This window comes from Indolivaga capnocytophagoides, assembly GCF_036511535.1.
Taxonomy (GTDB): domain Bacteria; phylum Bacteroidota; class Bacteroidia; order Bacteroidales; family Dysgonomonadaceae; genus Dysgonomonas_A; species Dysgonomonas_A capnocytophagoides.
The window spans coordinates 2,132,777-2,155,891 of the sequence record NZ_AP028867.1; the positions used below are offsets into that span (position 1 = coordinate 2,132,777).

Consider the following 23,115-nt stretch of genomic DNA (forward strand, 5'->3'; position numbering starts at 1 on the left):
TGTATTGGTAAATTGTAAGGGAACAAAACAACGATAAAGCACTGAAATGCAAAATCTTATTATAGGTATAGACGAGTTCGAATAAATTTAGAAAAACAATCTATCTCTTAATATACTCATTAGGAGTTGTATTCATTATCTTCTTAAATGCTCCATAAAATGAGCTTTTAGACTTAAATCCACATTGCTCGGCAATAGACATTAATGTGTAGTTTTTATATTCACCTGAATCGGCCAACTCTTTAAATAAATTAATTCTGAATTCATTTATGAAATCATAATAATTCTTATTAAGATACAAACTAAACATCTTTGATAATTCGTATGGAGGATAGTTTATTTCAGATGCGAGATCTGATAATTTCAAATCGGGATTTGTATAAGGTTTGTTAGCCTTTATGTATTCAATTAGTTCATTATATATTTTCTCTAACCGTTCTTTATCTGTCTTCGAAAATTTATATTTTGGCTTATTCTCTAATACAACCTCTTGGGGTGTTTCTGATGCTACTGCTGCATTCTCAGTTTTTGCAACTCTTATTTTTTTCCAATAAATAATAAAAGCTATAAAGACTATAAATATAATCGCCAGAAATATTGCTATATATGAAAAGAATGTCTCAGAGACTCTTATTTTTACCGAGCGTTCGCTTTCAGGCTTACCAAACTCTCGTATTTTCAACAAATAAGAGCCTGCAGCTAAATTAGAATATTCAATTTCATCATTTTCGATACTTTTTTGCCAGTCCTTGTCGTACCCCTCTAACATATATTCATATGAGCCTTTAGAAAATGAAAAATTAAGCAAAGAAAATGCAATACGGATTGTATTTTCGCCAGATTCTAAACTCAGAGATTGCATATATTCGGGTGTTATCCTGTTTCCATTCTCATCATTGATGAGCGACATTTTTTTACCTGATATAGTAATAGAAACAATTTGAGGTATTGAGAATGATTTATCATCGATATGATCTAAATTTGCAGTAAGTAGCCCATCTCCATTAGCCCACCAAATAGTATTATCCTTACTGTCATATTGTACTCTATTGTAGAAAAAAGAATTTGTAATACCATCAGAGTATCCGAATAATCGATATCTCTCGGTATTCGGATTAAATTTTAAGATACCACTTAATGTAGCAAACCACAAATTATTATTTTTATCCTCTATTATCGAAGATACTACATTATTAGGTAAGATATTCTGAGTTGAGAATGTTTTTAATTCAGTAAGCTCTTGGTTAAGCCTGATAACTCCATCTTTTTGCGTACATATCCAGATAAAATGCCTGCTATCTTCAAAAAAGTATTTTATTTCTTCTTTTAAAGGCTCAACTTTAGGGAAAATATCACTTTTTAGGATACCGGAAGGGATATCTAATAAATGAACTCCAGAGGTTGTCCCAATCCATAATCTATTTTTTGAATCGCAATAAATAAGATTAATATCTCCGGCAATTACACCAGTGCTCATTCCCAGATACTTATTTAACGTTCTGTTCTTTGTATTGTAGTTAATTAAACCTTTATTTGTAGCAAACCACAGATTATTATTTTTATCCTCTTCGCAGTAATAGAACGCTGTATTCTCCTGAAAAACTTTTTCATCAGAAAAAGATGAGAATGTTAAAGTCTTTGGATCAAATACAGTTAAACCTGTATATGTTCCAATTAAGTACTTATTATTATATGGTTTTATAAAAAGAATAAGATTACCCGGTAATTCATGAGTCGATTTAGATGTGAATTTTTTCACAAAAGCCCGATCTTCTGATATATAATCTAGTCCGTTTTCTTTAGTACCAACTAATATTTCATTTTTGCCGCCCCAAAATGATCTTATAGTATTTCCTTTTGTTGAATATTGTAATGAAGGTTGGCTGTATACTTCGAATTTTCTTTTCAGGGTTTCAATATAATAAATACCTCCTTGAAAAACATTTACCCAATATCCGTTTTGTACTTTCAATAAAGAACTAATGTTGTTTATCCTTACATTATTAGGAATATCTAAAACATCATCAATTGAAACTTCTCTATTAGTCAAAGTGGAAATAGTTTTTAACCCTTTTCCTGTAGCAGCATATATTAGGGGTTTTTCATATATTAATTTCGAAACATCTATTCCCTTAAAATCTTTAAGCACATCCATCTGTTTCGATTTACAGTCGAATGTTATAATTCCTTCAGGAAATAAACCTATATATAAGGTATTATTGGTAAACACCAAGCTTGCTTGTTTTGCAAACTGAGCTGCATTATTTAATGTATATAATTCAGAACTCTTATTAGTTGGATTAAAATGAATTAATCCCTTTCTCGTTATCAGCCAATACGAGTCCTTCTTTTCTTCAACGATTGAAAGAATAAAATTAGCAGATGAAAGTACATTAGACTCAAATATGTGATGTTCTAACTTTCCATCCCGATACATGTATAATCCTGTTTCACTTGCAATATAAAGGATATTATCATCACTAATATACAAATCACGTACACCTTTTATTGACGATTTTTCATCTGTAGACAAAATCTCATCAATTTTTTCAGTCACTAGATTCATACGTTTTAATCTGTTACTTGAACCAATCCATAAATAATTATCTTTTTCCGAAATAGAAAAAATCTGAGAATCTTCAAACTCGGGATATACTTTTACATTTACTCCATCAAAACGATTTAATCCATTATTCATCCCAAACCAGATAAAACCTTTTGAATCCTTGAAGATAGAATAACATGTCAGATTCGAAAATCCATCTTTAGTTCCTAAATTTCTATAATCAGATTCTCTCGCATAAGAGTATTCTCCAATGCTTAAAATCAGAATAATTAGTGAAAGTAGATGTCTAATACGCATGAATTGTAATTTATTTACCCGAAAGTTACAAAAAAAAGTAAGAGTTTAATAAAGGTATTACCAGACTTTACCTTTCATTAGGGTGAAGTGACTCTATTTAAGGTTAAGCATCGGGGCTATTAGTTCTTTTAAATTTAAAAAGACCGACATAAATCAACATAAATAGCTGTATATAATAAAATTATATCATTTTTGTTTGAGAGAATTTACAGATACATATATAAATAACATTGATTCAGCACCTCCTTTATTTTTTATTTATTTTTGTTCTGTCCCCTTGATCTTGTTACTGAATAAACCAGTCAAAGGGTATCGCAACAATGTTAGCCTATCAGAGACATAAACAACATCAATATATTTAAACTTGTTTGATTTGACTTTGGTTTCTATTATAAATCCGTTAGGTCAAGAAAAATAATAAGTTGTTAACTCTATTTTATCAATGATAATGCGAAAAAAAATCATAACAATAATCATTAATCTAATACCGATTACCTTCTTTTCTCAAGAGACAACTAAAGAAATAGTTAGAGCAGACAATAACGGTTCTCTTACCGTAAATAAAGAAGTTTTGCCATGTCGATGTCTTTTAATAAGGGAACTATAAATTCATAAAACGATTACATAAAATGAAATTTCTATTTAAAATAGTATTTGTCTTAATGTTAATTACATCAGGCAAAGCATATACAGCAGAATGGCAGTGGTCGGTTGAAGTAAAAGGGGTTGCTAAAACTGAGACCAACCATTCACCACAGGCTTTTTTATGGATTCCTTATAATTGCAAACAAGTAAAAGCTGTTGTGGTTGGTATGCATAATATGTCTGAAGAAGGCATTTTTGAACATCCCAAGTTCAGAAAAACCATGTCAGAATTAGGCTTTGCCATTGTATGGGTTACACCAAGTATTGATGTAAAATGGGATCCTGTGAACAATGTCAATAGAATCTTTGAGGATATGATGACACAATTGTCTGAAGCATCTGGGCATAGTGAATTGAAATTTGCACCGATAGTTCCAATAGGACATTCGGCAATGGCTACATTTCCGTGGAACTTTGCTGCATGGAATCCTAACCGTACACTTGCCATTCTTTCAATACATGGAGATTCGCCTAGAACTAAGCTTACCGGATATGGAAGGGAAAATCTTGATTGGGGAAAACGTTCAATTGAAGGCATTCCCGGATTAATGGTAATGGGGGAATATGAATGGATGGAAGACCGCCTAACATCAGCTTTGGATTATCGGGCTGAATATCCTGAAGCTCCGCTGTCGTTGTTAGCAGATGCCGGACACGGACATTTCGATCATTCCGATGAATTGATTGATTATCTCTCATTATTCCTCAAAAAAGCGGCTAAATACAGATTACCTAAATTGATGCCTACAGATAGAGCTGTACAGCTGATACCTATCAATGCCAAAGATGGTTGGTTAGCAGATAGATGGCATAAAGATATACCTTCTAGTGCCCAAGCTGCTCCATACAGGAAATACGACGGAGATAAGAATACAGCTTTTTGGTATTTTGATAAAGAAATGGCACAAGCTACAGAAAAATACTATTTAATAGCTAGAGGTAAGAAAGAGCAATACATCGGATTCACCCAAAATGGAAAGCTACTGCCATACAATGAAAAATTACATGCACGAATCGTTGCAAAGTTTTTACCTCAGACTGATGGTTTGACTTTCAATATAAATGCTGTTTATACAGACTCATTAAGAACTATAAAAAGTAATAACCATACAAAAGGACACATAAAAATATCCCGTATTTGTGGTCCTGTTACGCAACTAAATGACACGACCTTTTCGGTTCGCTTTTATCGTATGGGAATGTACCCGACTCGACGAACAGGCGAGATTTGGTTATTAGCGTCTAATAAAGGTGATCGGGAATACAAGAGCACAGTACAGCAAATGAATATACAGATACCTTTCCCTATCAAGAATGGAAATACACAAAATATATCATTTCCTCCTCTGCCGAACCAGTCTAAAGATGTATCGAATGCTTCTCTTGAAGCAAGTAGTTCGAGCGGACTTCCTGTGTACTTTTATGTAAAAGAAGGCCCTGCTGAAATAGAAAACAATAAAATTATATTTACCCCGATACCTCCTCGCTCTAAATACCCGATAAAAGTAACAGTGGTAGCCTGGCAATACGGAATTGAAGGCCAATGGAAAACCGCTGATGCTATTGAACGAAGTTTTTATATTAACAAATAAAATCAGATATGATGACCATGAAAAAGATACTTTATTTAGCTGTCTCTTTATTAATCTGTTGTATACCTCTGCATGCAGAAAATATGCAAAAATCAAATATAACGCTTTCATCTCCTGATAACAACTTGAAATTCTGCTTTTCTCAAAAAGAAGACAATGGAATTTTCACGATGTATTATGAGATTCTATATAAAAATGAGTCTATCATTCAACCCTCTATAATGGGTTTGGAGATGGACAATCGAGTATGGGAAAGTGCATTAGCATATACACCTAAGGTAGATAAAGTTAATAGCTGGAACGATAATCTAATATACAAGGATGCCAAATTTGATCAACATAATTCAACATGGACTCCTCTCTATGGAGAACGGTCGCAAATAAAAGATCATTACAACTCTGTTGTAATCTCTTTAGAAAAGCCTGATCGCTCTAATTATAAAATGAATATTGAAGTTCGAGCTTATAATGAAGGTATCGCTTTCAGATATACATTTCCGATGCATCCAGATGCTGTCTATAATAAAATCACAGCCGATCTGACAGATTATACTCTACCTGAAAATGCTAAAACATGGAATGCCAAATGGGCACAAGGAGATTATAAGCAGATGACTCTTTCTGAATGGGAGGATAATATTCCTTACGAACGTCCATTGACAATACAATTACCCAGCGGTAAATGGGCATGTCTGACAGATGCAGAGGTTTCGAATTGGACTTTTCTGAATTTTGTTAAATCAAAACACAAGGCTAATACTATTTCAACAACAATGTATGAATCTATGGATATGCTTACCCCCTACTCTACTCCTTGGAAGGTTATTATGGCAGCAGATTCTCCCGGAAGATTGCTTGAAAACAATGATATTATATTGAATTTGAATGAACCCAATAAAATAGCAAATACGGATTGGATAAAGCCCGGCAAAATTATGCGGGAGACAACTCTAACCACAGAGAATGCTATTGCATGTATCGATTTTTGCGAAAAACACAATATGCAATATATACTATTTGATTGGAAATGGTATGGTCCAGCTTTTGATTATTCTTCGGATGCTTCGACAGTAGTCGCTCCCATTGACATGAAAAAGGTAGTGGAATACGGTAAAGAAAAAGGAGTTGGAGTTTGGCTGTATGTAAATCACCACGCACTGGAAAAACAAGCGGAGAAAATATTTCCTATTTATAAAGAATGGGGTATCGCTGGAATTAAATTCGGTTTTGTACAATTCAAAACTCATCGCTGGGCAACATGGGTACATAATCTGGTTCGATTAGCTGCTGACAATAATCTCATGGTAAATATACATGATGAGTTTAGACCTTCTGGATTTAGCCGTACTTATCCCAACCTCTTAACTCAAGAGGGGATACGAGGAAATGAGGAGTTTCCTGAGGCAACACATAATACAATATTACCTTTCACCCGAATGATTTCAGGTGCAGGCGATTATACCGTTTGTTATTTTGATCCTCGTATCAAAAACACCCATGCTCATCAACTCGCTTTCCCAATTATATACTACAGCCCTTTACAAACATTGTATTGGTATGATACACCTGCCAGAATTGAGAATGTACCGGAATTAGAGTTCTTTGATAATGTACCTGTTACTTTTGATGATACCAGAGTTATCCATGACAGTATTGGACAATATATAACGATAGCACGTCGCAGTGGTCATGATTGGTTTCTGGGTACTATTGGCAATAACGAATCACATAAAATATCAACGTCATTGTCTTTCCTTGATAATAGCACAAAGTATGTAGCTAGTATTTATACCGATAACGATAAGGTTAATACTAAAACAAAAGTACAAATCACCAAGTTGATTGTAACGAAAGAAAACATATTACAATTTACACTAAAACCTAAAGGAGGCTGTACAATACATTTTACTCCTGCATCAAACGATGATTTGAAAAAGTACAAAGCATACAATAAGAAACAAGTGTTATAACGACGAAGATTCCCATGAAAAAAATATATTTCATATTATTATCATTCTTAATATCTTATTCTCTAGTTGCTCAATCTATTTATCCGGGACAACATACCGGTAAGATAAAACAACCCCTGACAGGAGAAGTTAAAGCCTTTAGCTTTGATCTGAACGAGATAAGATTATTGGATTCTCCTTTTAAAGAGAATATGGATCGGGAATCAAAATGGATAATTTCCATTGGTGTCGATCGTTTATTACATAGTTTCCGCAACACTTCCGGTACTTATGCCGGTCGTGAAGGCGGTTATATGACAGTTAATAAATTGGGAGGATGGGAATCACTGGACTGTGACCTTCGCGGACATACTACCGGACACATTATGTCGGGACTTGCCTACCTGTATGCATCTACCGGAGATGTTAAGTACAAAATAAAAGGAGACAGCATAGTCAAAGGCTTATACGAAGTTCAAGCTACCATGCTGGATAATGGGCAGAAAGGCTACATTAGTGCCTACTCCGAAAATCTTATCAATCGCAACATTGCCGGTAAAAGCGTATGGGCTCCGTGGTATACTCTGCATAAAATATATGCAGGTTTGATTGATCAATATCTTTACTGCAACAATCAAGAGGCATTGGATATTATGATTAAGGCTGCTGCATGGGCATATCAAAAGTTGATGCCTTTAACCGACGAGCAGCGTAAGCTTATGTTGCGTAACGAATTTGGTGGAACTAACGAAGCTTTTTATAATTTATACTCAATAACGGGTAATCCCGAGCATAAAAAATTGGCAGAATTTTTCTATCATGCAGATGTTCTCGATCCGTTGGCTCAACATCATGCAGACCTTAACCTCAAACATGCTAATACATTTATACCGAAGTTAATTGGAGAAGCACGTAATTACGAATTATTTTCGGATGAAAGATCAAAGGATATTGCAACTTTCTTTTGGAATACTGTACATGACCATCAGACATTTTGTACAGGAGGGAACAGTCATAAAGAAAAATTTATTAAGGCTGATAGTATCTCGAAAAATCTAACAGGCTATACACAGGAGACCTGTAATACCAACAATATGTTGAAACTAACCCGTCACCTATTCTGTTGGGATACTAATCCACGTTATGCCGATTTTTATGAAAGAGCTTTGTATAACCACATACTTGGTCAGCAAGACCCGGAATCAGGTATGGTTGCTTACTTCTTACCTTTACTACCCGGAGCATATAAAGTATACAGCACTCCCGAAAATTCATTCTGGTGTTGTGTTGGTACAGGTTTCGAAAATCATGCAAAGTACGGAGAGGCCATTTATTATAATGATGGCAAAGGGATATATATAAACCTATTCATACCATCAGAACTCACATGGAAAGAGAAAGGCGTAAAGATTACACAGGAAACTCAGTTTCCGAATGATGAAAATGTAAAATTCACTGTATCGACTGATAAAACTATAAAAATGCCACTTTATTTGCGCTATCCAGAATGGGCAAAGAATGTCGAAGTCAAAGTAAATGGCAAAACAGTAAGAGTACAACAAACCCCATCAAGCTATATAAAATTAGATCGTACATGGAAAGACGGAGATAAAATAGAAGTACGTTATCCTATGAGTTTGCATCTTGCAGAAGCCAATGACAATCCAAATCTAGCAGCAGTTATGTACGGCCCTCTGGTATTGGCAGGTGTAATGGGAACCGAGAATATGACAGCTCCGGCTCCGTTTTCAGCCCCCAGCCAGTACAATGACTATTATACTTACGACTACCATGTGCCTGCAAACCTGCAAACTTCATTGAGGCTTGATCGCAAGAATCTGAAAGATTATATTGAAAAACAAAAAGGATTGGTATTCAATGTGAAAAGTGATAATATCCGTCTTGAGCCGATCTATAAAATACATCGCCAGCGTTATGTCGTGTATTGGAATATAGTAGAGTAAAATAAAAAATTAGAACATATAGGTTAATCACCAATATTTTAACTTATTGAAATAAAAGTATGAAAAAGACATCTTTGTTTGTAATGTTACTCCTGATTGTATTTATAAATAACAATGCTTTCACTCAGATTGTGACTCATTCTGTACCGAAAGAATTGTATTACAAGATGCATAATGACGATTATACCGTGCAGGTGCGAATGCAAGGAGACCGTGAATGGACTGATTTATATGAATACAATGTAAAAGTCGATATGGATACAAAATCCGATGCATCGATGGTTTATTTTGATTTCAAAGGTACTGTTGAGGTTAAAGTACAAAAAAACAACGGAGATATAGTCAGAGTTTCGATTCGTCCGCTATCAAAGCAAGTAGTGCAACATATTAATGATAATGTTATAATTTTCACACTTGACTCTCCCGAAAATCTATCAGTGGAATTTAACGGAGATCGTCTTCATAATCTGCATGTTTTCACAAATTCTATTGAAAAAGATAAGCCCGAAAAAAATGCAAAAGGTGTTATGTATTTTGATGCGGGATTACATACTCCGACCGAAGAAAACAAAGGGGTTTTCAAAATACCGTCTAATACTGCAGTATATCTGGCAAGCGGAGCTGTGCTAAATGGTAAATTACTATGTGAGAATGTTGAAAATGTGAAAATATACGGACGAGGTATCATTTTGGAACCAACACAAGGTATTGCTATAAACTTTTCTAAAAATGTAGAAATACATGATATTATAGCCATCAACCCACGCCATTATTCAATTTCAGGTGGACAATCATCCGGAATAACAATCCGTAATTTCAGATCGTTCAGTAATCAAGGGTGGAGCGATGGTATAGATATGATGTGCTGTCGGGATGTACTCATCGACAATGTCTTTATGAGAAACAGTGATGACTGCATAGCTCTTTATAATCACAGATGGGAATTTTACGGAGGAAGCAACAATATTACGATAGAGAATTCTACTCTTTGGGCGGATGTTGCTCACCCCATAAATATGGGTGGACATGGTGACCCCAACAATGATCCGGGTGAGATTATGGAAAACATAACAATTCGAAATATCGATATTTTAGAGCATGATGAGGATGACCCTCCTTACCAGGGATGTATCTCTATTGATGCCGGCGACCGCAATCTTGTACGAAATATCTTGTGCGAAGATATTAGAGTGGAAAGTATACAGGAAGGAAGATTGCTTTATATAAAAGTTCGTTTTAATGAAAAATATGACAAGCAACCTGGTCGAGGTATAGAAAATATTATGTTCCGTAATATATCCTACAACGGTACCAATGAAAGTTTATGTGTATTGGAGGGATTGAGTAAAAATCAGATAATAAAAGATGTGACTTTTGAGAATGTAACGATAAACGGGAAAAAGATTAACAATCTGGACTATTTCCGTCACAACGAGTTTATAAAAAACATTCACTTTAAGTAACAGAAAAGATTAATGATATACTTTTAGTTTATAACCGGCTTTGGTTATTATACTTACCAAATCAATAAAAAGGTCTGAGACCTTAAGTAAAATCAAGAAAAATGAAATATATAATTATAGCTGTATCCTTCTTATTTATCTATACTCATTTATCGGGACAGAATATTCCATTACCATCAGATTTACCTGAAGGACATCCAAGGTTGATGACTTTTGATAAATATAAACCAATTCTTCAAACTCAGATAAAAGAAGAAGTATGGGCAAAAGAAATTATACAAGGAATAGAAAAGCGAGTAGACTTCTATGTTGATAAGACTCAATCACAACCAGATTGGATGTATTCCCGCTTGATGATGTATTGGAAAAGCAGAGCAACTCAAGTATATATCAATGGAGGAGTTTATTCGCATGCGGATGGAGAATCGCCTGTACCAACTGTTCGCTTCGGAAGCACACGCGGTGTTAGCAGTCCTTACAAAAGACCCCGAATAGAAGATATTATTCCTTATATGGATGATACAAAAGGGGTGTATTTTCACAATAGCTCTAAGACAGGTAATCCTTTAGAGTGGGTTGAACAATCTAATGTTTCAGGTTCAAGTATCGAAAGTGTAAATGAAGAGATCATGCGTATAGGTAAAGATGCTGCATTTCTTTATTGGTTAACCGGGGATGAAAAATATGCCCGATTTTCATTCGGCTTATTCGATACTTATATGATGGGAATGTACTATCGTAACGAACCGATTGATTTAGGTCATGGACATGCCCAGACTCTTGTCGGGCTATCTACATTTGAGGTAATACAGGAAAGAATACTCAACGAGTTAGCTTATCTATACGATTTTTTATATCCTTATATTGATACTAATCATAAGGATAAGGAAGATAAATATGCTGAAACATTTAAGAAATGGATAGATGTAAGTATTAAAAATGGAGTACCTCACAATAATTGGAACTTGCATAAATCTAAATTTGTATTAAAAGTTGCTATGGTTCTGGAAGATAATAAACACTACTCCGATAATAAAGGACGTGAATATTATATTGATTATATATTAAATAAGTCGTCTGCCAGACAATGGTCTCTAACAGATTTTTTGAAGTATGGTTATGACACCAATACCGGGATTTGGAATGAATGTCCGGGATATGCACAAGGAGTAACTAAAGATCTTACAAATTTTATTCGTGATTACGATAATACATTTAATCAAAATTTATTGCCCTATGCTCCTGTTATGAAAAAAGCAGTAGAGGCATTACCTCAATACCTTTTTCCTAATCGAAAAATAACAGCTTTTGGAGATACTGATTATGCCGACATTTATACCGAGGCTTTCAGTGACATGATTCGTATTGCTCAAAAATATAATAATAAAGATGAAGAGCTATTGTTTACCAAAATGTATAAACTGTTTGGAATACAAGAAGCCGATAATAGTGCTTCATTAAAACTTCCGGCTGAAGTTTCATCATTTTTTGTAACAAAACCATTAGTCTTAGACCCGACAATAGAGAAAGGTCAGCTTAACGATTATATAACTCAAACATTTTATGCCCCAAATGTTAGCTGGTTTGTACAACGCAACAAATATGACAGCAAAAAGAACGGGTTAATGATTTCTCAATATGCATCTTATGGAAATCATGCTCATAGTAATGGGCTGTCAATAGAGCTATACGGAAAAGGATATGTACTGGGTGCTGAATCGGGAAAAGGATCTTCTTATTTTGAGAAACCATATCTGGAATATTATTCCCAGTTTCCGGCACACAATACAGTGATGGTAGATGGAATTTCTAAATATCCGGAAATGTTAAGCAATCATCCTTTTGACCTATTAGCATCTTATCCTATATCTAATCAGAAAAACGGCTATTACAAGGATATAACTTATTCTGATGCATATTTTCTGGAGCCGGAAAGTCGTAGCGATCAGAATCGTTTGTTAAGCATCATTAGCACAGGAGAAACAACAGGATATTATGTAGATATTTTCCGTTCAAAGAAACAACGTAGTGGAGATAAATTTCATGATTATTACTATCATAATCTTGGACAAGAGTTATTTCTGCAAAATATAAAAGGAGACAGCCTTAATTTACAACCAAGTAACGAAATGGGGTTTGCCGGCGGGCATCTTTTTGCTCTTGATTATATGTGGGATAAACGTTCTGCTAAAACAAGTGATGATTATCAGGCAATATGGAAAATGTCTATGCCAGACGGAGATAACATATATATGAATTTATGGATGAAAGGATATGATGGACGTGAAGTCTTTTCGATTAAGGCTCCCTCATGCAAGGCTTTTAGAGGGAACCATGGCATTCCGTATGAAGTAGAAAAAGCTCCTTATCTGACTATTGCTGCCCGTCAACATGGCGAAGCTTGGAATCATCCTTTTGTGTCGGTATTTGAGCCAACAACAGAAAAAGAAGGTAAGTCAATCCAGTCTATAGAATCATTTGAGGTGAAAAATGTTTCTCCTGATTTTGTGGGATTAATAATAACAAGTAAATCGGACAGAACTGATTATATTTTCTCTTCAGTCAAAAATGAGAAAGTATTATTTAAGCATATGGAAGTGAATGCAACTTACGCTGTAATAAGTGAAAGTGGTAATAATTTCACTTTATTTTTAGGTAATGGTACTCTCATTAAAAGAAAAGATATTTTGATAAGAACAGAAGAAAAAGCGAATGTTATTTTAGAATATAAAGACGGTAAATATTATTTCACTAGCGACAAGCCTTCTGTAATAAGCTTCAAAGGAAAAGAAATCAGAAAGAGTAAAATGGACTTTCAACAAATAAAACTATGAAAAATAAATCTGCCATATGACTAAAATTTTTATAACTATAGGATTATTCGTTTGTCTAAATAGCTTTTCTCAATCTTATAAATCTGAAGTTTGGGTGTCTGATCAGGGTAATGGAACATATAAAAATCCTGTATTGTATTCTGACTATTCTGATCCGGATATTATTCGTGTTGGCGATGACTATTACATGACTTCATCCAGTTTTAATTGCGTTCCCGGCCTACCTATTCTGCACTCCAAGGATTTAATAAACTGGTCGATCGTTAACTATGCTTTAAGTGATTTAAAACTGGAAGGAATCGAACCAAGTACCTTTTTCGATAAAGCTCAACATGGCAAAGGAGTTTGGGCTCCCTGCATACGGTATCACAATGGAGAATATATGATTTATTGGGGAGATCCCGATTTTGGTATCTATGTTGTAAAAACTAAAGATATTTTAGGTAAGTGGGATAAGCCTATATTAGTACTTTCTGGCAAAGGACGCATTGATCCGAGTCCTCTGTTTGACGAAGATGGAAAAGTATATCTTACACATGCTTGGGCTGGAAGTCGTGCCCAGCTTAATAGTATAATGACCCTGTGCGAACTTGATAAAACCGGAACAAGAGTGATTAGCGAAGAATCTTTGATCTATGACGGATTGACAGATGGTAATCATACTACTGAAGGAGGAAAGTTTTATAAAAAAGACGGATATTATTATTTACTGGCCCCTGCCGGAGGTGTAGAAACAGGATGGCAAATCGCCTTAAGATCGAAAAATATTTATGGTCCTTATGAAATGAAGAAAGTCTTAGCTCAGGGTAATACATCAATAAACGGTCCTCATCAGGGAGGTTTGGTTGAAACCCAGACCGGAGAATGGTGGTTTCTTCATTTTCAGGATAAAGGTGCATATGGGCGCATAACCCATCTCCAACCTGTAACATGGAAAGGCGGTTGGCCTGTTATGGGAATCAATGATAAAGATTATTGCGGAGAACCCGTGCTGACTTACAAAAAACCAAATATCGGGAAAATTTCTCCTATATCAACACCTCAGGAAAGTGATGAATTCAATTCTTCAAAACTAGGCTTACAATGGTCATGGCATGCTAATCCGCAACAGACATGGGGATATGGATCAGCTAATGGATATGTTCGTCTTTATGGTCAATACTATCCGGATAATTTTTCGAATTTTTGGGATATTCCAAACCTGTTGATGCAGAAACTTCCTGCTCCAGAATTTACTGCGACGATGAAAGCTACTGTTGTACTTCAGAATACAGGAGATAAAGCAGGATTGATTCTTATGGGTTGGGATTACTCATACATAGCATTAATAAAAACAGATACAGGCTACGATTTAGAGCAAATCATCTGTAAGGATGCTGAAGATAAACATCCGGAAGAAGAGATCCAACGTGTCAACTTGAGTGCAGCGAAACCACGCATCAGCTACAATTATAAAACTCGGCTTGAATATCTTGATTTCTACTATCGCTTGTCAATGAAGGACGGTGGTACTTGTATTTTTTCTTATAGCCTAGATGGTAAAAAATACCAAGAGATAGGGCAACAATTCCAAGCTCGACAAGGTAAGTGGATCGGTGCAAAGATGGGAATGTTTATCTTGAACAAAGAAAACAGATCTCTAAAATCCTGGATGGATATTGACTGGTTTAGAGTTACAAAATAAAGACAAAATAAAAAAGAAAAAATAACTAAATAATAAACGATTATGAGATTAATTAATTTACTGACGGTTGTACCGTTAGCTGTATTTTTTTTGTCTTGTTCGATAGAAAAAAACAATACGAAACCAGATGTTGAAAAAGAGCTAAACTATTGCAGCAATCAGATTACTAGAACCTTATCCGAAATATCAGGTAAAGACATGATGCCTCGGAATATCATGGATAGTTTGAACCATTGGAAGCTGGTTCCTGTAGATATTTCCGAATGGACAGTCGGATTCTGGCCGGGCATATTATGGTATAATTACGAAAACACTCAAAATAAAAAAGATGCAGATGCTGCTGTCTATTATACGGAATTATTAAATCCATTAACTAAACTTCCAGCCTACGATCACGATTTAGGGTTTCAGATATTTTGCAGTTACGGAAACGCATATCGATTGACCGGAAATAATAAATATAAACAAATAATTATCAATGCAGCCGATACTTTAGCAACATTATTTAATCCTAAGGTAGGCACTATTCTTTCATGGCCTCGCGAAGTTGAAAATGGAAGGTTTGCTCCTTTCAATACAATTATGGATAATATGATTAATCTGGAAATGTTGTATTGGGCAGCTAAGAATGGAGGAGATAAACACTTGGCTGAAATAGCGACCAAACATGCCGAAACTACCATGAAATATCAATTTAGAGAAGATGGCGGATGTTATCATGTAGTATTGTACAACCCCGAAACAGGTGATTTTATCAAAGGTGTTACTCATCAGGGTTATGCAGACAACAGTCTTTGGGCTCGAGGTCAGGCATGGGCTATTTATGCATACACATTTGTTTATCGCGAAACGAAAGATGTAAAATTTTTACGTTTTGCGGAGAAAGTCACTGATCTGTATTTATCAAAACTACCCAAAGATGAATATGTTCCTTATTGGGACTTTGACGATCCTGCTATACCCAATTCGCCGAAAGACGCATCTGCTGCAGCTGTTGTTGCATCAGCATTATTAGAATTATCGCAGCTTGAAGATAATCCAACAAAAGCAGCTGAGTATAAACAAGCATCAATAAATATGCTTATAGAGTTGTCATCAGACAGGTATCAAAGTCGAGAATTGAAACCTTCTTTTTTACTACATTCCACAGGTCATTTACCAAACGGATCAGAAATTGACGCATCAATAAATTATGCCGATTATTATTATATTCAAGCTCTGATCAGATACAAAAAGATGCTACAAGGATTGAAGGTTACAGACAATTTTAAATATTAAAAAAGCAGGGAATAAGTAATGAAAGATAATATTTTCGAATTAAGTCTGAATGAATTAAAGGATATAGCTTTATCATTCCAGAGTAAGATTAAGAAAGGGCTCGAGGAAGAGAGTACACAGGTTCAATGTATTCCTACTTATATTAACCCGAATGTAAATATACAAAATGGCAAGGCTTTAGTTCTGGATCTTGGAGGAACAAACTACCGGGCTGCTGTAGTAGAGTTTATTAATGGAAGACCTGTTATACATCCAATAAATGGTTATAAGAAAGACTTGTCAGTGATGAAAACTTCGGGTTACACACGAGATCAGCTGTTTAAAGAAATTTCTGATTTTATAAGTCAACTCAATCTTGAGGAGGAAATGCCTATTGGCTATTGTTTTTCATATCCTGCTCAATCATTATCCAACGGTGATGCCTCACTTATACGATGGACTAAAGGTGTTGATATTCGCGAAATGATAGGGGAAAACGTCGGAAAACCATTATTAGACTATTTAAGAAATAACAATATCGGGCAGTTTTCGGGTATTAAAATCATAAACGACACAGTAGCCAGTTTATTTGCCGGACTTTCTAGATCAGGATACGATGCTCAAATAGGTCTAATCGTAGGCACGGGTACAAATATGGCAACTTTTGTAGAAACAAATAAAGTAAAGAAATTAGATAAAAACTTTGTCTCGGGGAAATACATCCCAGTGAATTTGGAATCAGGAAACTTCACACCACCTCATTTAACCATGATCGATGATATTGTAGATGTTAAGTCTGATATATTAGGAGTTCAAATATTCGAAAAAGCAGTTTCCGGTATGTATCTAGGTGAAATAGTAAAGGCTGTATTTCCAGATACTGAGTTTGAAAATAAATTTGATGCACAAAAATTAACACAAATTATAAGCTATCCAGATATTCATAAGGTTGAATATGTAAAGGTCGCTACTAATATCTATATTCGGTCGGCCTATTTAGTTGCAGCTTCACTAGCTGGACTAATTAAGGAACTAAAAGAACAGTCTCCGTCAATAAAAAAGATTTGTATAACAGCTGAGGGAAGCTTATTTTGGAGCGAAAACAGAAAAGGCGAAAATTATAAAGAGATGGTATCAAAAGAATTATGTCTTTTATTGAACTCATTGGGCTATACTGATTTAACAATTGAAATCAATAGGATTGAGAATGCAAATTTAATTGGAGCAGCTTATGCTGCTTTTGGCTAAAATAGCTATGAGACTAATTGTATTAGGGTATTGTCATATATAGTTACCAAAATTAATTATGATGGATTCTGTGAGAGCGAAGGAGTTTCTTGTTAATTTTCATTTTAACAAAGAAGAAGAACAAAATATTAGAACAGAACTTTATTCTGAGTGAAAGATATCTGATAAGTCCCTTAAAAGTTCCTATAGATTTTAGTCTTTATAATATGCTTAATCATATAAATTTTATAGATTTGTAGAATTAGTAAAATTGGCACAACTTGAGACATTACGACGGCTATGGACGGGATTATAGATATTACAAATGAATCGTATGATTTGAGTGAACTTTACGAAAAGAATCAATTGGACATTCCGTATTGGGAGCATAGGTATATCTATTCTTATGGGGATTTGAGTGAAGCTACATTAGATCAAAAAAAGTTTTATTATGTATTTAAGGAGTCATTCTTAAAAGGAAGTTACATCGATCTGCAAGGAAATCTCAACTACGCTTTTATTTTACTATTCAACTTGTTGGAAATATATGATGAGGATAAAAATATAGATAGACTCCAAGTTCAATTCGAAGCATTAGGAAATCAATATCCGAAAACAAAAACATACTGCACATCCTTTCTTCTTAAATTATTGGAAAAGATTGGAGATAGAGGTCGTATAAATCGACTAATTCAGCAGGCTACACCTCCTCTTAGCTATAATGATGATTATTGGAAATTAGGCAGCCGATACCGAGAAAAACTGAATTTAGCGGAAACTGATGTACAACTGTTGAATAAGTTATGGAATCCGACAAATAATTTCTGTGATATAGAGACTTGTAAGGTAGAAATACTAAAATTATATATTGCCCTATTTTATGAGTTGGAAAAAGCTTGTCTTAATGATAATGTTACCTTGCAACAGATATTCGATTACATTGCAGGCATCTATGTAAAAAAGCAATATAGTTATCTGAAAGGCAGTATTAACTATAAGTATAGCATAGAAGAAACCAAAAAGTATTTTTACCACAATATCTTTAAACATGCTGAAAATGCGGTACGAGATATTTATGCTCATAAAAGAAAACTTAATACCGATTTAGGGCTGCATGTAACCGAAGCCAATGACAAGTATAACGAACGCATAACACCGATAATAGAACGTATATTACCTCCATTAGCTGAAAAACTGGTTAGAAAACCACATTCTGATACAGAAAAAGAATTGTATGCGCTTAATACCTCACGCTGGAAGATTAAATTCGAAGAACTTACGGATAATTATAAAGGCGATTATAAACAATTTAAGAGCGATATTATTGCATTGGGTATTCTGAATGAGAAAAACCCCTCTCTAGAACATATCTTTTATGAAGCATCTAAATTTTTATCGAAATATCATCGTGAAACAGCTCTTACTTTGTATATCTATTATCTCCATTACGATTTAAAATCAGAATCATTTGATAATAAAGAATTAACAAAAAATATACAGAAAAATATATTCGAATCGAATCAGCAGCTGCATAGTTTCCAATCGGTAGTAAGCCGATACATCAATGATAGAGATTTACTCGGTGCATTAAAGTCTATTCCTCCGATATTCGAAACAAAAAGAAAGCGAATCTCGGTTAATCTGGATACTATCAGAGAAGTAGAAGCTCTTCATTCCGAAACAGTAAATTTACTGAATGAATATTTATGTGATGATTTTGAAAATGAAGATATACTGATTCAATCGACACAAATAAATGATGAAGAACTTGAAATAAAAATAACAGATAAAAAAGTCGACACTAAAATTGAGATGCAAAGTATATATTCGTCCGAATTATTGCTTTCCGAGATTCAGATTTCTGTATTAAGCTTTTTCTCGAAGAACAATCTTAGCATTACTACTGACGATTTTAAAGATTATGCCAAGAATAACGGATGGTTTGCACGTCCGGTTATCGATGGGATTAATGAAACTTGCTATGAGTTTCTGGAGGATGTTTTAATTGAAGAGGAAGACGATTACTATACAATAACAGAAAACTATTACCAAACTATATTAGCACAATGATAAACATAAAACCAAAAGAGGCTTCAGCCATTATAAATTCACTGGTTAGTGGAGTCGTACCCAAAATAGGAGTACAGCATATAACAGTCGGACGATCGGAAGAGATTAATGCTTTCGTTTCTTCATTGGAAGATGTAAAAAACGGACAAAGCCTTGTTAAATTTTGGATTGGTGATTTTGGTTCAGGAAAATCTTTCATGCTTCATCTTTTAAATACGGTGGCGATGAAACAAAAATTTGTAGTTGCTAATGCCGACTTTACACCTGACAACAGACTGTATGCCAATGACGGAAAAGGGATCGCTCTCTATTCTGCAATAATGGACAATGTAGCTATTCAAACCAAGCCAGAAGGAGGAGCTTTACCTACATTGATGGAAAAATGGATAGAACAGGTTACATCGAATACAGCCGAAGAAAATAATATACCCGTGACCGAAATAAGAAACAACAAGTACCAGGAGTTAATATCTGCCAATATAATGAAAACGATCAACGAAATAACAGAGGTTGGAGGTTTCGATTTTGGTACAGTGGTCATAAAATATTACGAAGGATATATTAATGGCGATGATCAGCAATGCCGTAATGCCCTAAAATGGCTGAAGGGTGAATACAAGACAAAGATTGAAGCTCGTCAAGATCTGGGTGTTAGAGAAATCGTAAATGATCAGAACTATTACGATATGCTCAAAAACTTCTGCAAGCTGTTCGTCAGCATCGGATACAGTGGCTTTATGATAAACATGGATGAAGCTATCAACCTATATAAAATAGCAACATCTACGATGAGGGAGAAGAATTACGAAAAAATATTGTCTATATATAACGATTGTTTTCAAGGAAAAGTAACCAATCTCTTTATAAATTTCGCTGGTACAAAAGAGTTTCTCGAAAACGAACGTAGAGGTTTGTTCAGTTATCATGCATTAAAATCGAGACTCGAAACCAATAAATACGAAACAGCAGATATTCGAGATCTGGCTCAGCCCGTTATCCGATTAATGCCTTTGGACCATAATGAGATATTTGTTTTACTGAAAAAATTAAGAGAGATATTCAATTTTAATTATAAAGTAGATATAGCTATTTCGGACGAAGACATTATTTCTTTCATGGAAGTAATATTTAATAAACCCGGAGCATCAGAGTTTCTAACCCCCCGTGAGGTTATTCGTGATTTTCTGAATATAATGAATCTGCTAAGACAAAACCCACATGTAGATAAAACCCGTTTGTTTAGCGATATTAAGGTTTCCGACGAGCGACCCAAAGATGACTCATTAGATAGTATCGAGGAATTATAAATAATAGCTTTAGAAATGCCATTCGACTTACTTTCCGAACCAATCCGTAAATATGTGCGCGATAAGAGATGGGAACAACTTCGCCCCATTCAGGTTGCTGCAATTAAGCGCATAATGACTACCGATAGGAATTATATCTTGGCTTCGCGTACTGCATCAGGCAAAACTGAAGCAGCCTTTTTACCCATCCTATCGAAGGTCAACTTCAATGAAGAAGGAGTACAGGTATTGTATATTTCGCCTTTAATCGCATTGATTAACGATCAGTTTCTTCGGGTAGAGGAGTTATGCCGTTATCTCGAAATATCAGTAACCAAGTGGCATGGAGAAGCAAATAAGTCAGCAAAAAACAATTTATTGAAAGTTCCCAATGGTATTGTGCTGATCACACCCGAGTCGATAGAAGCTATGTTAGCCAATCGTCCTCACGAAGCCAAACATCTTTTTTCGAATCTCAAATATGTGGTTATAGATGAGATTCATTCATTTATCGGAACGGATAGAGGCATACAGCTTAAATCCCTATTATTCAGACTGCAATCGATTAACAGATCGAAATTTTGCATTCTTGGACTGTCTGCTACTCTTGGAGATTTTGACGAAGCAAAAGCATTTACGGGAGATATTCAAAATACAACTGTATTACTCGACAAGACGGCCAAGGAGATTAACATAGTCTTCAAGTATTTCAAAGAATCAGGAGCAGAACTATCTCTTGAACTCTTGAAAGATTTGTATCGAGAGACATATGATAACAAAACCCTTGTTTTTCCGAATAGCCGAGGGCGTGCCGAAGAAATTGCGGTTAAACTCAAGAAAATATCCGAGCGCATCGGAGGTCATCCTTATTATTTCTCGCATCATTCGTCAGTAGATAAAGAGGTAAGAGAGTATGTTGAAGACTTTGCCAAAAACAATAGACGAAACAATTTTACAATAGCATGTACCTCTACTCTCGAATTGGGAATAGACATCGGATCGGTAGACAAGGTTGTGCAGATAGATGCTGCACATAGTATAGCCTCACTTATTCAACGCGTCGGGCGGAGCGGCAGGCAGGGAAATAAGCAGAGCAACCTATACTTGTATGCTACCAATAAATGGAGTTTGCTACAGTCTCTGGCAGCATGGCTTTTATATACCGAAGGTTTTATCGAACCTCCGACTATTACAGATAAACCTTATGATATTCTCGCTCATCAAGTATTATCAATTGTAAGAGAACACAGCGAAATTCGATTATCTGATTTAGTATACATTATTAAATCTGATTTTGCTTTTCGGGCTATTTCAGAGACTGAAATTACAGAGATTATAAATTATCTGTTGGAAACCGAAATGGTAGAGAAACTAGGCCTAGAAATTATTATAGGCATCGAAGGCGAAAAAATTGTAAATAGCCGCGATTTTTATAGTGTTTTTATAGCTGAGCAGAACTTTAAGGTTATAAACGAAGGCAATACAATAGGAGAGCTGCCTTTTTCGCCGCAGATTATCGAAGACGAGAATATCTTCTTAGCTGCTCGTATATGGAAGATTAAAGTCGTGGATGAGAAAGCCCGAAAGATATTTGTCATTAAAGCATTAGATGGGAAAAAGCCTTTATTTTATGGTAATGCTGGTGACGTACACCCGAGAATCAGAATAAAGATGCTTGAAGTATTAAGAACAGATACTCAATATGATTTTCTCGATAATAAAGGTCAGGATGAAATTAACGAGCTGCGAAAAGATTTTTCGATATTTACAATAGAAGATATATTATATGACCGTCCTGTAATAGAAAGGCTTTCCAGTTCGAAAGAGGACGAAGAAGATCAATTTGTTTCAGAACTTTGCACTTTTACGGGTACTAAAATAAATAGAACTATAGGTTTGTTTCTTTATATTGCAGGTGTTAATTATGGTGTAGACGATTCGACTAGTTCGTTTACCATTTCGACATCAATAGAAAAATTGAAAAATATCTTTGCAAATGCAACTTCGGATATTGATAATGCCATTGGTCAACTATTAGAGGATAAACCTGCTATTCTCGACTTTTCAAAGTGGGGAAGGATACTCCCAAAAAAGTATCAGATTTCGTTAGTTAGAGATAAATATTATGATATAGAAGGAGGATTGTTGTTTTTGAGAAAAATACAGCTCGTAGATTAATAATTAGCCCACATAGAACACATCTCTATGAATTTTGTTGACCTTTCCTTTGAAAGCAAAAAAAATATCACTATCATACTTTATAGAAGTCAAATATAATATT

Annotated in this window: 12 protein-coding genes; 11 read left to right on the forward strand and 1 reads right to left on the reverse strand. The window is 34.8% G+C overall.

What is annotated here, in order from left to right; genetic code table 11:
- Nucleotides 1-100 precede the first annotated feature (100 nt).
- Complete coding sequence (locus tag AABJ51_RS08840; protein WP_338375630.1) at nt 101-2,863, reverse strand: ligand-binding sensor domain-containing protein; 2,763 nt, start codon at nt 2,861-2,863, stop codon at nt 101-103.
- Between the two features lie 629 nt (nt 2,864-3,492).
- Here AABJ51_RS08840 and AABJ51_RS08845 point away from each other — a divergent pair.
- The 11 genes from AABJ51_RS08845 to AABJ51_RS08895 all read left to right on the forward strand — a co-directional run bounded on the left by AABJ51_RS08845 (nt 3,493) and on the right by AABJ51_RS08895 (nt 23,012).
- The gene (locus tag AABJ51_RS08845; RefSeq protein ID WP_338375632.1) at nt 3,493-5,100 is read left to right on the forward strand and encodes a hypothetical protein; all 1,608 of its coding nucleotides are present in this window, start codon (nt 3,493-3,495) and stop codon (nt 5,098-5,100) included.
- A 17-nt stretch (nt 5,101-5,117) separates the two neighbouring features.
- Nucleotides 5,118-7,070 (forward strand): glycoside hydrolase family 97 protein, encoded by a 1,953-nt coding sequence (locus AABJ51_RS08850; RefSeq protein ID WP_338375634.1) that lies wholly within the window; start codon nt 5,118-5,120, stop codon nt 7,068-7,070.
- A 14-nt stretch (nt 7,071-7,084) separates the two neighbouring features.
- Nucleotides 7,085-9,013, forward strand: a complete 1,929-nt coding sequence (locus tag AABJ51_RS08855) for a glycoside hydrolase family 127 protein (RefSeq protein ID WP_338375636.1) — start codon at nt 7,085-7,087, stop codon at nt 9,011-9,013.
- A 59-nt stretch (nt 9,014-9,072) separates the two neighbouring features.
- Nucleotides 9,073-10,476 carry a glycosyl hydrolase family 28 protein gene (locus AABJ51_RS08860; protein ID WP_338375638.1) on the forward strand — a complete coding sequence of 468 codons (1,404 nt, stop codon included), beginning with the start codon at nt 9,073-9,075 and terminating at the stop codon, nt 10,474-10,476.
- A 101-nt stretch (nt 10,477-10,577) separates the two neighbouring features.
- The gene (locus AABJ51_RS08865; RefSeq protein ID WP_338375640.1) at nt 10,578-13,310 is read left to right on the forward strand and encodes an endo-acting ulvan lysase-like protein; all 2,733 of its coding nucleotides are present in this window, start codon (nt 10,578-10,580) and stop codon (nt 13,308-13,310) included.
- Nucleotides 13,311-13,326: 16 nt separating this feature from the next.
- The gene (locus AABJ51_RS08870) at nt 13,327-14,994 is read left to right on the forward strand and encodes a glycoside hydrolase family 43 protein (protein ID WP_338375642.1); all 1,668 of its coding nucleotides are present in this window, start codon (nt 13,327-13,329) and stop codon (nt 14,992-14,994) included.
- A 42-nt stretch (nt 14,995-15,036) separates the two neighbouring features.
- Nucleotides 15,037-16,272: a glycoside hydrolase family 88 protein gene (locus AABJ51_RS08875; RefSeq protein WP_338375645.1), complete on the forward strand. Its 1,236-nt coding sequence runs from the start codon at nt 15,037-15,039 to the stop codon at nt 16,270-16,272.
- Between the two features lie 18 nt (nt 16,273-16,290).
- Entirely contained in the window at nt 16,291-17,499 is a 1,209-nt protein-coding gene (locus tag AABJ51_RS08880) for a hexokinase family protein (protein WP_338375647.1), read from the forward strand.
- 279 nt (nt 17,500-17,778) lie between these two features.
- On the forward strand, nt 17,779-19,548 hold the full coding sequence (locus AABJ51_RS08885; RefSeq protein ID WP_338375650.1) for a tellurite resistance TerB C-terminal domain-containing protein: 1,770 nt from the start codon (nt 17,779-17,781) through the stop codon (nt 19,546-19,548).
- Nucleotides 19,545-20,855 carry an ATP-binding protein gene (locus AABJ51_RS08890; RefSeq protein ID WP_338375652.1) on the forward strand — a complete coding sequence of 437 codons (1,311 nt, stop codon included), beginning with the start codon at nt 19,545-19,547 and terminating at the stop codon, nt 20,853-20,855. The genes AABJ51_RS08885 and AABJ51_RS08890 overlap by 4 nt, the downstream gene beginning before the upstream one ends.
- A 15-nt stretch (nt 20,856-20,870) precedes the next feature.
- Nucleotides 20,871-23,012, forward strand: coding sequence for a DEAD/DEAH box helicase (locus AABJ51_RS08895; protein ID WP_338375654.1), 2,142 nt, complete (start codon nt 20,871-20,873; stop codon nt 23,010-23,012).
- The last annotated feature ends 103 nt before the right edge of the window (nt 23,013-23,115 follow it).

Bases quoted from the DNA above. Each gene is read 5' to 3' on its own strand.
- AABJ51_RS08840 (WP_338375630.1), bottom strand. From the start codon at position 2,863: ATGCGTATTAGACATCTACTTTCACTAATTATTCTGATTTTAAGCATT.
- AABJ51_RS08850 (WP_338375634.1), top strand. From the start codon at position 5,118: ATGAAAAAGATACTTTATTTAGCTGTCTCTTTATTAATCTGTTGTATA.
- AABJ51_RS08855 (WP_338375636.1), top strand. From the start codon at position 7,085: ATGAAAAAAATATATTTCATATTATTATCATTCTTAATATCTTATTCT.
- AABJ51_RS08865 (WP_338375640.1), top strand. From the start codon at position 10,578: ATGAAATATATAATTATAGCTGTATCCTTCTTATTTATCTATACTCAT.
- AABJ51_RS08890 (WP_338375652.1), top strand. From the start codon at position 19,545: ATGATAAACATAAAACCAAAAGAGGCTTCAGCCATTATAAATTCACTG.
- AABJ51_RS08845 (WP_338375632.1), top strand. From the start codon at position 3,493: ATGAAATTTCTATTTAAAATAGTATTTGTCTTAATGTTAATTACATCA.
- AABJ51_RS08895 (WP_338375654.1), top strand. From the start codon at position 20,871: ATGCCATTCGACTTACTTTCCGAACCAATCCGTAAATATGTGCGCGAT.
- AABJ51_RS08885 (WP_338375650.1), top strand. From the start codon at position 17,779: ATGGACGGGATTATAGATATTACAAATGAATCGTATGATTTGAGTGAA.
- AABJ51_RS08875 (WP_338375645.1), top strand. From the start codon at position 15,037: ATGAGATTAATTAATTTACTGACGGTTGTACCGTTAGCTGTATTTTTT.
- AABJ51_RS08880 (WP_338375647.1), top strand. From the start codon at position 16,291: ATGAAAGATAATATTTTCGAATTAAGTCTGAATGAATTAAAGGATATA.
- AABJ51_RS08870 (WP_338375642.1), top strand. From the start codon at position 13,327: ATGACTAAAATTTTTATAACTATAGGATTATTCGTTTGTCTAAATAGC.
- AABJ51_RS08860 (WP_338375638.1), top strand. From the start codon at position 9,073: ATGAAAAAGACATCTTTGTTTGTAATGTTACTCCTGATTGTATTTATA.